Below are 12,028 nucleotides of genomic sequence, written 5' to 3'. Positions count from 1 at the left end.
GTTATCCAGCTGGATTGTAATCCATCAGAGGGCGGACCTCGATTGTGCCAAAGTTTGCGGATGGGATCAGCGCCGCGTATTTGAGCGCCGCGTCAAGGTCCGGCACATCGACAACATAGTATCCGCCCAAATGTTCGCGCGTTTCAGCAAACGGGCCATCCATGGTTTCAACTTTGCCGGATTTGATCCGCAAAGACGTGGCAGTCTCGATCCCTTGCAAACCTTCCCCATCTATCAGAACGCCATCTGCTTGCATTTGTTCGTTTGCGGCAAAGAAGCCACCCATCATGGCATCGAATTCTGGGGTTCCGTAGGCAGGTTCTTCGGTGGGGTTATTATAGATCAAAAGCATATATTTCATTGGCTTTTCCTTCAGTTCAGATTCAATTAGTTCGTACAATGAGATAGGTTTAAAGGCCGAGAATGTTCACGCCAAGGCAGACCATGATGATCAGGGCAGCTAAAATGTTTGTCCCATTGCCCACGTACCGCAATGGATGACCGGCATTCTCGATCTTAAGACCGAAGGGATGTGCCACACGGCCGATCACAAGCAAGATCCCGGAGATATGGATGTACAAACCCGGCGCGCCCATGCCCTCGGCCAAGATCATCATGATGAGAATGAAACTGGACCATTCAACGCAGTTCCCATGCTGGCGGACGCGCTGTAACAAATTCAGATCACCGTTGTCGCCGATCGAGATACCCTGAGACCCCCTGTAAGACGTAACGCGGAACCATAAGACCAGTGTGATAACGGCGGCGGCGAGAGCGTAGATTGGAGTGACTGTAAACAATTTTTGTTTTCCGATTCTTGTGTTTCGATACTCCTAGGACGTTCGCCATTCCGGTATTTCGACATGCGCACGAAAAAAACTGCAACGTTCTTGAAAATTGGTCGAGAATGCTGGTTAAATCTTCGCAATCATTGGATGATTGCGACCAAGAAACGCTGCGGTTTGTTCGCAGTAGCTTAGAATGTTGTGGATTTTTGCCCCTCCTCGGGTGCTAATTCTTTGTAAAAGGTCCGCCTGGCGAGCAAGCACAGATCACCCGATTGCGGACATTCGCGCATGGTGCAGCATCGGTGACTCTGGGGCTCTTTTGACACCGTCGCTGCGCAAGTCCTGAACGACCGCTTTCGTTCCTTGGAACAAAATTCAACTTCGTGAAAGATGCAATTCTGATCAATTCGCCAGCACAGCAGAAACCACTGGACTTCGACTGCGACAGAAGCATGAGTGCAGGATATATATTTCCAATCTCCCGCCCGAATTAGCGGGCTTCAGTCAGTACCGGGCTTGCAAGCCCTGCAAACTGAATGGAGATCAAGATGATAGAACAAACCACAGGTTCGGATAGGCAGGTCGCGGTTCCGCCCGAGTTGGAGGTCGTTAAACCGACAAGGCCCAAACCGGTTGTGAAAGCCAGAACCAAGACTGACGTGTCGCGCAACCTTTTGTTGCGCCCGATCGGGGCAACAGTTGCGCAGATTCAGGAGTGTTTGATCTGGCAACCACACACTGTGCGCGCAGCGATCTCACGGTTGCTGACGTCCGGCGTGGAGATCGAGCCTGATCAATCCGGCAATGTGGCACGCTACCGGGCCTTGTCGATGGAGATTGGGCAATGACGCGGGCCACCGCCCAGTTGGATATGGTCCACCTAGAAAGAGCCGATGCGGCCACCCTTCGCCGCCTTTGGACAACGTATCGGGGTACCGAGCCTCCCAAAACCTTCACGGCGCGTTTGATGCGCCTGGCGCTTGCATGGGATTCACAAGCCGCCACTGCGGGCTTTGAGGCCGCCAAGGTTCGGCGGGAATGGCACCGGATTATCAAGGGGAGGGTCGAAGGCGGATGCATAAAAGGAAAAGGGCCTTCTCCGTTCGCCTCAGCCGGTCCCGGCACCCGTCTGTTGAAGGACTGGGGCGGTGCCACCCACGAGGTCTTGATGCTTGAAGAGGGTGCCAGCTGGAACGGCCAGAACTACTCCTCACTGTCCGCTGTGGCGCGGGCGATAACGGGTATAAACCGAAATGGACCAAAGTTCTTCGGTTTGCGAGAGAGGGCTGAACAATGATCCGCCAACGCTGCGCCATCTACACCCGTAAGTCGACCGAGGAGGGGCTGGAGCAGAGCTTCAACTCGCTTGATGCGCAACGCGAAGCCTGTGCGGCCTACGTCGTGAGCCAGAAGCACGAAGGCTGGGCGGAGCTCAATGACCGCTACGACGATGGCGGGTTCTCCGGTGGATCCATGGAACGACCGGGCCTTAAAGCACTGCTGGATGATGTCCGCGACGGGCGCATTGATGTCATCGTCGTCTACAAGGTAGATCGTCTTACCCGGTCACTGGCGGACTTCGCAAAGATGGTCGAGGTGTTCGACGGGGAAGGGGTGTCGTTTGTGTCGGTCACGCAGGCCTTTAACACCACATCATCGATGGGGCGCCTGACGCTGAATGTGCTGCTGTCCTTCGCACAGTTCGAGCGCGAAGTGACTGCTGAACGTATCCGCGACAAAGTCGCTGCCTCTAAACGCAAAGGCATGTGGATGGGTGGCGCTGTTCCGATGGGGTACGACGTGCAGGACAGAGCGCTGGTGGTGAACGCTGAAGAAGCCACTGCAATCCGGACGATCTTTACCGAGTATCTCGCTTCGGGATCGGTCCGCCAATTGGCTGCGCGGCTGAACGCGTTAGGTATTGTCAGTAAAGTACGGACCAACCGGCATGGGCGTATCAGCGGTGGCACGTCTTTCTCGCGCGGTGCGCTCTACAACATTCTGCGCAATCCGATCTACATCGGCAAGGTGCGCCACAAAGAAGACCTGCATGAAGGGCTTCATGAGGCGACCATTGACGACGCAACCTGGCAGCGCGTCCAAACCCAATTGGCGGACCATGGTGGCACGACGATTAGTGCAGATCGGCGATCTGCCAAGCGGCCTCTGGATGGCGTTCTGTTTGATTCGAAGGGTCGATCAATGCGCACGACATACGCCAGCAAATCGGTGCGCGGGGAGGGGACAAAGCGAACCAAGCGATATTGGTACTACACGACAGCAATATCCGCTTCCGAGGATAGAACCGGGGTCGAGCGATTGCCCGCAGATGAGATCGAACGTGTTGTTCAGAACGGACTTATGGAGCGGCTGGCTGACAGATTCTGGTTGGCGGATCAGATCAAAGGGCAGGCGAGAGACGCAAGTGAGGTTGGCGGCATCTTACGGGCAACCGGTATGTATCTGGCTAAAATGGACAGAAATGACGAGACCGCCTTGATCCGAACCTTCCCTGGCCTGATGGATCGCATTGATATCCAGAAAGATCATTTGCGCGTCTCAGCAAACCTCTCAGTGCTCGCTGAGCCAGATGCTGATGAAAACTCCATGTTGGCAGCTTTCGATATCCCGTTCCAAAAACGCCAAAACGGCCGCGCCAAGCCAATTGTCATCGCGGCCAAAGACGCTGCGAAACACGACCCAGACCTCATCGCACTGGTTGCGGATGCAAGGCGTTGGGCGCGGGAACTCCTTGAGGGGAAAGCCGCGTCCGTCCAGCAAATTACTGAACGCGAAGGTCTGCGCAGCGGATCTGTTAGTCGCATCCTGCCTCTTGCCTGGCTAGCGCCCGATATCTCAACTGCGATCCTTGAAGGCCGACAACCGCCGCATCTCAGCGCAAAAACATTGCGCAGCCTTCCTGAACTGCCGCTGGATTGGACGGCGCAACGCCAGATCCTTGGAGTTGCGAATCTGTGAGATTATCGAAAAGGCCCAAGACCTCACAGGCAATTGCCCCGCTGAGACTTTCCCTGAATTGCCCCTAAAATGGCTCTGATCAGAGACCAATTGCGAGGTCTCTGGCGTTCTACAGCTCGCTAAACCGCGGAAATATAAATACTATTACAAGTGTATCGGTAAGAGTTGGTTTTGCGGAGACTTAATGGTGGGCGACCCTGGAATCGAACCAGGCGTGCGTCTCCGCGAGGGAGTTACAGTCCCCTGCCACACCTTGCGGCCTGTCGCCCACTACGTCGTGGCGATTGCGCCCAACGTGAGGGCGTGATTACAAGCGACCCTAAGAGGCGTCAAGGCGAAATTCCCGCGAACTGGCGCCACAGGTGGCCAGAAAGGATAAAGCGATGAAAAAACCCAAATGGGTCGTGCAGAAAGAGCAAGACAAGAAGGTCGAAGCGGCCCAGACTGTATGGCTTTTCGGCCTGCATGCGGTGCGTGATGCGCTGGTGAACCCCAACCGCGAGAAACTGCGCCTGATGGTGACGCCAAATGCCCAAGCAAAGCTGGAAGACGCGATTGCCGAGGCTGGAATCACCCCCGAGGTCGTCGACCCACGCAAGTTTCGTCCGCCGCTTGATCCCAATTCGGTGCATCAGGGCGCTGTGCTGGAGGTAAAGCCGCTGAGCTGGGGACGTCTTGAGGATGTCTGTATCGGGGATGAGGCACCACGGGTGCTGCTGCTGGATCGGGTGACCGACCCGCACAACGTCGGCGCGATTCTGCGGTCGGCCGAAGTGCTGGGTGCCTCGGCGGTGATTGGCACGCGGCATCATTCGGCGCCCGAAACCGGGGCCTTGGCCAAAACCGCCAGCGGCGCGCTTGAACGTCAACCCTATCTGCGGGTGCGCAATCTGGCGGATACCATCCGCGCCTTGCAAAATATGGGGTATCTGGTGCTGGGGCTGGACGGCGACGCGACCCAGAGCATCGAAGAGGCCGTCGAGGGCCGCCGGGACCGCCCCGTGGCGCTGGTGCTGGGCGCCGAAGGGCCGGGGCTGCGGGAAAAAACGCGCGAGACAGTAGATGCGCTGGTGCGGATCGACGCGGCGGGGGGCTTTGGATCGCTCAACGTGTCGAATGCGGCGGCGATTGCGCTTTATGCCAGTCGGCGGGGATGAAACGCGGATTTTGGGCAGGATATTGCCCAAAATTAACGCTGTATTCACAGAATCCGGGCTACCCCTTTGAAATTGGATTTTGATCCTTAGATCGAATGCATGATGGCAGGCCCGGAACGCCTGCCTGAGAGTTAACTGTCCCTCGTTCCGTACCTTTACGCCCCGTGGTCTCCATGGGGCGTTTTTTTTAGTAGGGGGGCGTGTGGGATTTAGCGTTGGAGCGACGGGGATCGCCCGGCGTCTGTCGTTTGATGTCGGCCCGAATGACAGGCACTGCGCTCCCTCAGGGGCAGGCTGCACACCATTCCAGCGCGATGCCATGATCAGCCGCCAGATCGACCTCGGCCTGCGCAACGGGACGGTACGACACAAATTCGCTGCCTGAGCACGAAGGCAGGGTCAGCGCGGCGATCAGGGGGGCGTCGTAGTGGCCCGAGAGCAGCAAAATCCCCTCGCGGGCAAGGATATCGCGCGTTCCGCGGCCTTTGTCTGACCGGATGCGTCGCATAAAATCCTGTTGTTGGGCCACGGCCTCGACGACGTCGCGGGTGATCGGCTGCTGCTGGACCTCGCGGAACAGGTTGGCCATACGCTGATTGCCGGAGCTGCCGGTGAATATCCGCTCGATCACCTCTGGCGGCACGGTGCGCCAGAAATTCGGCGGATAGGGGTGGTCGCGCAGCAGCCACAGGATATTTTCAAACCCCTGCGCGGAAACGCTTTTTTTGGCGTCCTTGTTTTGGCCCAGTGTCAGGTAGTCGGGCCGCGCGACGAAAAGACCCAGATAGCACAGGGCGCGCATCTCATCAGCGGCGACAAGGATGCAGGGATGGTCAATCGCCTCGGTCGGGATCATCCAGTTGCTGCCCATCGTGTTCTTGATGTCGACATCATGACCCAGAATCAGCGTATCAAGCTTGCCCTTGGGCAAGCTCAGCATGGCGCGCAATTCGATCTCGACCCGCGTGCCGATATAGGTCTTTTCGGTCTTTTCCAGCTCGTCGTAGGACCTCCGCCCGGTTTTGGGCGTCATGATCACGTCGTCCACACATTGACGAAGCATCGCGGAAAACGCCGCGGCAAGCGCGGCGTCACCGCCTGCGCGCCGGGTGATGTCGTCGGCGATCGCGCCCAGTAGGGCGTGGTCGCGGTGGCCGTGGCCGACGACGCTGGGGGGCACGTTTTGTTTCACCGCAGCCCCCTGTCACAGCACGGCGAGGCAGGCATGATCAGGCGCTGACCGCGTGTAGCACGCGCTTGCGCAGCGCCTTGGCAATCTGGGCAGAGACAGCCTGCGCCACGGGAGGCGGAAAGGCGTTGCCGACCTGGCGGTAGGCGTTTGTCTTGGCCCCGGTAAAGTGCCAGTCGTCGGGGAAACCCTGAATGCGCGCGACCATCGGCACGGTGAGACGCGGCATTCCGGTGTGAAAGGCATCTGGTGCGGCGGGAGCAAGCGTGCGCCCTTCGACGCCCAGCGTGGCCCATGCGGCGCGCGCGCGGGTGGGGCCAAGGTCTGGCCCGCCGTGTTTCTTGGAGCCGCCGACGATGGTGGGGGCGATCTCATCGGCCTTGGCCGCCCATTCCTCTGCCCCGCGCCACCCGCCTGCCGCCATCAGATCGCGCAGAGTTTCCCCCACGGTTGGTGGATTGTGCGGGTTCGGTTCGGGCCAGTCAAAGAAATCGGCGCGGTCCTTTGGAATCGCCACGATGACGACGCGCGGGCGCAGTTGCGGCACGCCGAAATCGGACGCGTTGAGCAGGCGCCAGTCGGTCTTGTACCCCAGTTTGTCGAGCTGGGTTTTCAGCTTTTCGCGGTAGTCGTGAAACACGGCGCCCAGAAAACCGCGCACGTTTTCGATCATCACGGCGCGGGGGCGGGCGGCGTCGATTATGTCGATGGCATCGTTGAAAAGGTTACGTTCGTCCTTTTCGCCCAACTGTTTGCCTGCGATGGAAAAAGGCGGGCAGGGCAGGCCACCGGCCAGCAGGTCCATGCCTTTGTAGTCGGCGGCGCGTTCCTTGAAGATGCGCACGTCGTCTTCGATGACGTGCCAGTCAGGGCGGTTGTGGCGCAGGGTGTTGCAGCAGTGTTTGTCGATCTCGACCAGGGCGGTATGGGCAAAGCCCGCTTGTTCAAGCCCAAGGGCCTGGCCGCCCGCACCGGCGCATAGTTCTACAGATGTCAGCATCGTGCCCGCCCTCTTTTGTCCATAAAACCCGCTGCGCTGACGAAGATCAACGGTCGGCGTGTTGCTTGATGGGTGTTCTTTATTCGTTCTTACCCAAGCGCGGGCCGTTCGACAAGTCTGGCACAGCGTGAATTTTGGTGGGCCTGTCCTGAAAAGAACAAAGGCCGCCCGAAGGCGGCCTTGTTGTTTCCTGCTGGGTAGGCAGGACCAAATTGGAGCGGGCGAGGCGATTCGAACGCCCGACCCTAACCTTGGCAAGGTTATGCTCTACCCCTGAGCTACGCCCGCATCCGTTTGGTGAGGTCGAGATACTCATGTGGGGGCGCGGCTGCAAGGGGAAAAAACTGGTTCTCGCGAAAAAAATGCAGGATCGCGCCGAGGTGCCGTTGGGGACATGAGTGGGGGGATGGCGCTGGCACCTGCGCGCGGGGACGTGCGCCGCTATCGGTGCGGCGATACGGGTGCTGTTGGGGGTGGTGGCTATGCCTGAGACGAAGGCGCGCGCGATTCTGTGCGGACTGTCCGGGGTGGAAAAGAACAAAGGCACCGATTTGCATCGATGCCTTTGCCAGTTGTCTGATCGCTTTGGCCGTTAGTGGCCGTGCTTGTGATCCCAGTCTTCCTGCTTTGGAAGGATCTCGAACGTGTGCTCTGGGGGTGGGCTGGGTAGGGTCCATTCCAGCGTATCGGCAAATTCGTTCCAAGGGTTGTTTGCTGTCACCCGCGCACCGCGCAGAAGGGTGTAGGCGATGATCCCGAAGAAGAAGATGAACGATGCGAAGGAAAGGAAGGCACCCCAGCTTGACCACTGGTTCCAGTAGGCAAACGCTTCTGGGTAGTCGATGTAGCGGCGTGGCATGCCCTGACGGCCCAGGAAGTGTTGTGGGAAGAACGTCAGGTTGGCCCCGATGAACATCATCCAGAAGTGCAGCTTGCCTGCCCATTCAGGGTACATGCGGCCCGACATCTTGGGCAGGTAGAAATACATCCCTGCAAAGATGGCAAACACGGCACCCAGGCTCATCACATAGTGGAAGTGCGCCACAACGTAGTAGGTATCGTGGTAGTAACGGTCCACGGCGGCCTGGCTCAGCACGATGCCGGTCACGCCGCCGACGGTGAACAGGAACAGGAAGCCAAAGGCCCAAAGCATCGGCGTCTTGAACTCGATCGAGCCGCCCCACATTGTTGCGATCCAGCTAAACACCTTAACGCCTGTCGGCACCGCGATGACCATGGTTGCCAGCATAAAGTAGGCCTGCTGGTTCAGGGTCATGCCCACGGTGTACATGTGGTGCGCCCAGACGACAAAGCCCAAGGCCCCAATCGCGATGATCGCCCAGACCATTGGCAGATAGCCAAACACCGGCTTGCGCGAGAAGGTCGCGATGACGTGGGAAATGATGCCGAAACCGGGCAGGATGATGATGTACACTTCGGGGTGACCAAAGAACCACAGGATGTGCTGGTAGAGAACCGGGTCACCACCGCCTGCAGGGTCAAAGAAGGCAAAGCCAAAGTTGCGGTCCATCAACAGCATGGTGATCGCGCCCGCCAGAACCGGCAGGGACAGAAGGATCAGCCAGCTTGTGACAAAGATCGACCACGAAAACAGGGGCACTTTGAACAGGGTCATGCCCGGTGTGCGCATGTTCAGGAAAGTGGTGATCATGTTGATCGCGCCCAGGATCGACGAGGCACCAGATACGTGTACCGCAAAGATCGCGAAATCCATCGACATGCCGCCTTCGCGGACAGACAGCGGCGGATAAAGAACCCAGCCGACGCCCGAGCCAAGCTGGCCATTGCCACCCGGTGAAAGGAGCGAACAGACCGCCAGCGTTGTGCCGCCAACATAAAGCCAGAAGCTCAGGTTGTTCATGCGCGGGAACGCCATGTCAGGCGCGCCGATCTGCAAGGGCATGAAATAGTTGCCAAAGCCGCCAAAGAGGGCGGGAATCACAACGAAGAACATCATCAAGATGCCATGGCCCGTGATCAGAACGTTCCACAAATGCCCGTTGGGCGTACAGGTTGCGGCGCTGTCTGCGATGAAACGCGCGCCTTCCATGCACATGTACTGAACCCCGGGGTTCATCAGTTCAAGGCGCATGTAAACGGTGAATGCCACCGAAACGAGGCCCACCAGGGCCGAAACGACAAGGTACAAGATACCGATGTCTTTGTGGTTGGTGGACATGAACCAGCGGGTAAAGAAACCGCGCTCGTCGTGGTGATCTTGGCCGTGAATGGCTGCGTCTGCCATGCGATGCCTCCTGCATGTGAATTGGACGCACTGCACCAGATCGGTGCAATGCGCAGTTGCGCCCGTTTTAGTGCGCCCGATGCGCGGGGGCAATGGGCGCGATGGTCGCAGGGGGGGTATTTTTTGGCCAATTTGCCGTTCGGAGCGCTTGCGTTAGGCTGTGGGGGGCTGATTAACATGTCCAAAGCCGCGCAGGTCGTGGCAAGGCATGAGGGGTTGGCATGGCGTTTGACTATGTTTCTACGGCCAATGCGCAGGGCGCATCGGGGCTGAGGATGATTGTCGTGGGTGGTGTGCCGAGCCCTTGGGGTGAGGCCGCCAAGGGGCTGTTCCACGTCAAGGGCATCGACTGGCAGGCAGTGCGACTGGATCAAACCGACGCGGTGCAGATGGCTTGGTCAGGCCGGGCTTCTGCGCCGGTGGTGTTCTGGCAGGACGAGGCGCCGATAGATCAGGCCATCGAAATTGTGCAGCTTGCCGAACGTATCGCGCCCGAACCGGCGCTGCTGCCTGCGGATCACGGGGCAGAGATTCTGCGCATCGTTTCCGATCTGGCGGCCCCCGGCGGGCTGGGCTGGCAGCGGCGGTTGCAGCAAGTTCACGCAGGCCAGAGCGGGGCACCGGGTTTTCACCCCAAGATCGCGGCCTATCTGGGGGCAAAGTACGGCTATGATGCCGCAAGCGGGACCGGGGCAGGCGCGGCGGTGGGCAAGCACCTCAGGACATTGGCGCATAAGCTGGCCGTGAATGGCGGAGTATATTATGTTGGAGATCGGCTGAGCGCGGCGGATATCTACGCGGCCGCCTTCATGGCGTTGTTCGATCCGTTGCCACAGGACCAATGCGCCATGCATCCGGCCACGCGCGTCGCCTTTTCAATGCTCGATGATACGACCCGCGCCGCATTGGACCCGAGCCTGATTGCGCACCGCGACAGGATCTATGCGGATTGGTTGCAACTGCCCTTGGCGCTGTGATCAAACACCGCATCAAAGCTGGCGCGCAGGGCGATGTCGACATCGTCCATCGTGACGGGCAGGCCCATATCGACCAATGACGTGACGCCGTGATCGGTAATGCCGCAGGGCACAATGCCAGAAAAATGGTTCAGGTCAGGCTCTACGTTGATGCTAATGCCATGAAAGCTGACCCATTTGCGCAGGCGGATGCCGATGGCGGCGATCTTGTCTTCGGCGGGTTGTCCGTTGGGTTGGCGTGGCTTTTCCGGGCGCTGCACCCAGACGCCAACACGGCCAGGGCGAATTTCGCCGCGCAGATTGAACTGGTCAAGGGTGGCGATCACCCAATCCTCAAGCTGGCGCACAAAGCAGCGCACATCACGCCCGCGCGCTGCGACATTGAGCATGACATAGGCGACCCGCTGACCCGGCCCGTGATAGGTATACTGCCCGCCGCGTTTGGTTTCATACACCGGGAAACGGTCAGGGTCTGTGAGGTCCGCCAGCTTGGCCGAGGTGCCCGCCGTGTAAAGGGGTGGGTGTTCGACCAGCCAGATACATTCGTTCGCCGTGCCCGCCGCGATCTCGCTGGCGCGCGATTCCATCCACGCTTCGGCGGTGCGGTAATCGGTCAGCCCGTCTGATATAATCCATTCAACCATAGGTCTGCGTCTACCAAACCAGCACCAGCGCCGCCAGTGCATCTATGTCATCTGCGTTAAATCGGCTGTCTGCGGCTGTGGCCAAAAACGGCTGGCCCAGATAGGCGGCATAGACAAAACGGGCGCGGGGGGTGATCTGCTTCTCGGGCACGCCAGCGGCGCGGATGATTTCGGCCAGATAGGTCAGTCGGCGCGCATCGACATCTGCGATGACCGCGCGCACTTTCGCATTGTCTTGCGCCCATGCGCGCATGGCAGGTTCAATACCGCTGTTATCGCCAAAGGCCGCCTGCATCAGACGTGTGAGCCGCGCTGCATCCGTGTGGGAGTTGTTGCGGTTCTCCGCAATCACGGCCTCCGTCACGCGATCCCGCCATAGGGCGCAAATCTGGGCGTGAAAATCCTCCAGATCGGAGAAATGCCAATAGAAGCTGCCCCGCGACACGCCAAGGGCCTTGCACAGCGGCTCGGCCTTGAGGGCCTTTGGCCCGGCAGCGGCCAGTTGGGTCAGCCCGTGGTCCAGCCAGTGATCTTTGCTCAAACGTGTTGTCATTGCCGCACCATACACTTGTGTATTGACCTGCGCCAGAGGGCGGGTTAGCCAGTTCCATACATAACTGTATGTAGGATTGAGATGGACAATCTGCTGTTACTTCTGGCGGGCATCGGGGGCATCGTGGCGGGGGGTGTGCATGGATATCTGGGCCAGACCCAGGTGTTGGCGCGGATGCGCAGCGACATTCCCGCAATCACGGCTCTGAATGGGGCGGTGTTTCACCTCAGCACCTTTTACTGGACCCTTGGCGGTGTTGCGCTGCTTTGGGCAGCCTATGTTGAGGACATGGGCGTGCGCCAGACCATCGCCATCGGTGTGGCGGTGATCTATGCAGCCGGGGCGGTGGCAAATTTTACCATCACGCGGGGGCGGCATTTCGGCTGGATGCTGTTGGCCGCGCTGACCGTTATGGCGCTGTTGGGAGGGGGCTAGGATCAGGACCCATTAATCCTACGGCACCAGCGCGCATTTC

General features: G+C 59.0%; 13 protein-coding genes and 2 tRNA genes. 6 read left to right on the top strand and 9 right to left on the bottom strand.

Going from position 1 to position 12,028, the window contains the following annotated elements; genetic code table 11:
* Position 1: 1 nt before the first annotated feature.
* Together AC1965_RS13245 and AC1965_RS13240 are read right to left on the bottom strand one after the other, a co-directional pair.
* A complete protein-coding gene (locus AC1965_RS13245; RefSeq protein ID WP_483884325.1) occupies positions 2–361 on the bottom strand; it encodes a YciI family protein in 360 nt (119 codons plus the stop codon).
* A gap of 49 nt (positions 362–410) precedes the next feature.
* Positions 411–800, bottom strand: coding sequence for an MAPEG family protein (locus tag AC1965_RS13240; protein WP_483884324.1), 390 nt, complete (start codon positions 798–800; stop codon positions 411–413).
* 536 nt (positions 801–1,336) lie between these two features.
* Between AC1965_RS13240 and AC1965_RS13235 the strand changes: the two genes are divergently transcribed.
* The 3 genes from AC1965_RS13235 to AC1965_RS13225 are packed head-to-tail and all read left to right on the top strand — an operon-like array spanning position 1,337 to position 3,767.
* Positions 1,337–1,636 (top strand): DUF3489 domain-containing protein, encoded by a 300-nt coding sequence (locus tag AC1965_RS13235; RefSeq protein ID WP_483884323.1) that lies wholly within the window; start codon positions 1,337–1,339, stop codon positions 1,634–1,636.
* Positions 1,633–2,085: a DUF2924 domain-containing protein gene (locus tag AC1965_RS13230; protein ID WP_483884322.1), complete on the top strand. Its 453-nt coding sequence runs from the start codon at positions 1,633–1,635 to the stop codon at positions 2,083–2,085. Before AC1965_RS13235 ends, AC1965_RS13230 begins: the two co-directional genes overlap by 4 nt.
* A complete protein-coding gene (locus AC1965_RS13225; RefSeq protein ID WP_483884321.1) occupies positions 2,082–3,767 on the top strand; it encodes a recombinase family protein in 1,686 nt (561 codons plus the stop codon). Before AC1965_RS13230 ends, AC1965_RS13225 begins: the two co-directional genes overlap by 4 nt.
* A gap of 185 nt (positions 3,768–3,952) precedes the next feature.
* On the opposite strand, the gene AC1965_RS13220 is transcribed toward AC1965_RS13225, so the two are convergent.
* A tRNA-Tyr gene (locus tag AC1965_RS13220) sits at positions 3,953–4,036 on the bottom strand.
* Positions 4,037–4,150: 114 nt separating this feature from the next.
* On the opposite strand from AC1965_RS13220, the gene rlmB reads away from it, so the two are divergent.
* Positions 4,151–4,924, top strand: a complete 774-nt coding sequence (gene rlmB / locus AC1965_RS13215; RefSeq protein ID WP_483884320.1) for a 23S rRNA (guanosine(2251)-2'-O)-methyltransferase RlmB — start codon at positions 4,151–4,153, stop codon at positions 4,922–4,924.
* Between the two features lie 283 nt (positions 4,925–5,207).
* Here rlmB and AC1965_RS13210 read toward each other — a convergent pair whose 3' ends face one another.
* The 4 genes from AC1965_RS13210 to AC1965_RS13195 all read right to left on the bottom strand — a co-directional run bounded on the left by AC1965_RS13210 (position 5,208) and on the right by AC1965_RS13195 (position 9,379).
* Positions 5,208–6,116 (bottom strand): NaeI family type II restriction endonuclease, encoded by a 909-nt coding sequence (locus tag AC1965_RS13210; RefSeq protein WP_483884319.1) that lies wholly within the window; start codon positions 6,114–6,116, stop codon positions 5,208–5,210.
* A 37-nt stretch (positions 6,117–6,153) separates the two neighbouring features.
* Positions 6,154–7,113 (bottom strand): DNA cytosine methyltransferase, encoded by a 960-nt coding sequence (locus AC1965_RS13205; protein WP_483884318.1) that lies wholly within the window; start codon positions 7,111–7,113, stop codon positions 6,154–6,156.
* A 213-nt stretch (positions 7,114–7,326) separates the two neighbouring features.
* A tRNA-Gly gene (locus AC1965_RS13200) sits at positions 7,327–7,401 on the bottom strand.
* Between the two features lie 304 nt (positions 7,402–7,705).
* Positions 7,706–9,379, bottom strand: coding sequence for a cytochrome c oxidase subunit I (locus AC1965_RS13195; RefSeq protein ID WP_483884317.1), 1,674 nt, complete (start codon positions 9,377–9,379; stop codon positions 7,706–7,708).
* A 221-nt stretch (positions 9,380–9,600) separates the two neighbouring features.
* On the opposite strand from AC1965_RS13195, the gene AC1965_RS13190 reads away from it, so the two are divergent.
* Positions 9,601–10,356, top strand: a complete 756-nt coding sequence (locus AC1965_RS13190) for a glutathione S-transferase family protein (protein WP_483884316.1) — start codon at positions 9,601–9,603, stop codon at positions 10,354–10,356.
* Here AC1965_RS13190 and lipB read toward each other — a convergent pair.
* Together lipB and AC1965_RS13180 are read right to left on the bottom strand one after the other, a co-directional pair.
* Positions 10,320–11,000, bottom strand: coding sequence for a lipoyl(octanoyl) transferase LipB (lipB, locus tag AC1965_RS13185; RefSeq protein ID WP_483884315.1), 681 nt, complete (start codon positions 10,998–11,000; stop codon positions 10,320–10,322). The genes AC1965_RS13190 and lipB overlap by 37 nt on opposite strands.
* Before the next feature lie 10 nt (positions 11,001–11,010).
* A complete protein-coding gene (locus AC1965_RS13180; RefSeq protein ID WP_483884314.1) occupies positions 11,011–11,553 on the bottom strand; it encodes a TetR/AcrR family transcriptional regulator in 543 nt (180 codons plus the stop codon).
* Between the two features lie 81 nt (positions 11,554–11,634).
* Between AC1965_RS13180 and AC1965_RS13175 the strand changes: the two genes are divergently transcribed.
* Positions 11,635–11,988 carry a hypothetical protein gene (locus AC1965_RS13175; RefSeq protein ID WP_483884313.1) on the top strand — a complete coding sequence of 118 codons (354 nt, stop codon included), beginning with the start codon at positions 11,635–11,637 and terminating at the stop codon, positions 11,986–11,988.
* The last annotated feature ends 40 nt before the right edge of the window (positions 11,989–12,028 follow it).

The organism is Sulfitobacter sp. KMM 9851 (assembly GCF_057178245.1).
This window is presented reverse-complemented; position numbering and strand designations above follow the sequence as displayed.

Coding starts and splice junctions, on each gene's coding strand:
- AC1965_RS13180 (WP_483884314.1), bottom strand. CDS start 11,553: ATGACAACACGTTTGAGCAAAGATCACTGGCTGGACCACGGGCTGACC.
- AC1965_RS13175 (WP_483884313.1), top strand. CDS start 11,635: ATGGACAATCTGCTGTTACTTCTGGCGGGCATCGGGGGCATCGTGGCG.
- AC1965_RS13195 (WP_483884317.1), bottom strand. CDS start 9,379: ATGGCAGACGCAGCCATTCACGGCCAAGATCACCACGACGAGCGCGGT.
- AC1965_RS13245 (WP_483884325.1), bottom strand. CDS start 361: ATGAAATATATGCTTTTGATCTATAATAACCCCACCGAAGAACCTGCC.
- AC1965_RS13225 (WP_483884321.1), top strand. CDS start 2,082: ATGATCCGCCAACGCTGCGCCATCTACACCCGTAAGTCGACCGAGGAG.
- rlmB (WP_483884320.1), top strand. CDS start 4,151: ATGAAAAAACCCAAATGGGTCGTGCAGAAAGAGCAAGACAAGAAGGTC.
- lipB (WP_483884315.1), bottom strand. CDS start 11,000: ATGGTTGAATGGATTATATCAGACGGGCTGACCGATTACCGCACCGCC.
- AC1965_RS13190 (WP_483884316.1), top strand. CDS start 9,601: ATGGCGTTTGACTATGTTTCTACGGCCAATGCGCAGGGCGCATCGGGG.
- AC1965_RS13230 (WP_483884322.1), top strand. CDS start 1,633: ATGACGCGGGCCACCGCCCAGTTGGATATGGTCCACCTAGAAAGAGCC.
- AC1965_RS13205 (WP_483884318.1), bottom strand. CDS start 7,113: ATGCTGACATCTGTAGAACTATGCGCCGGTGCGGGCGGCCAGGCCCTT.
- AC1965_RS13235 (WP_483884323.1), top strand. CDS start 1,337: ATGATAGAACAAACCACAGGTTCGGATAGGCAGGTCGCGGTTCCGCCC.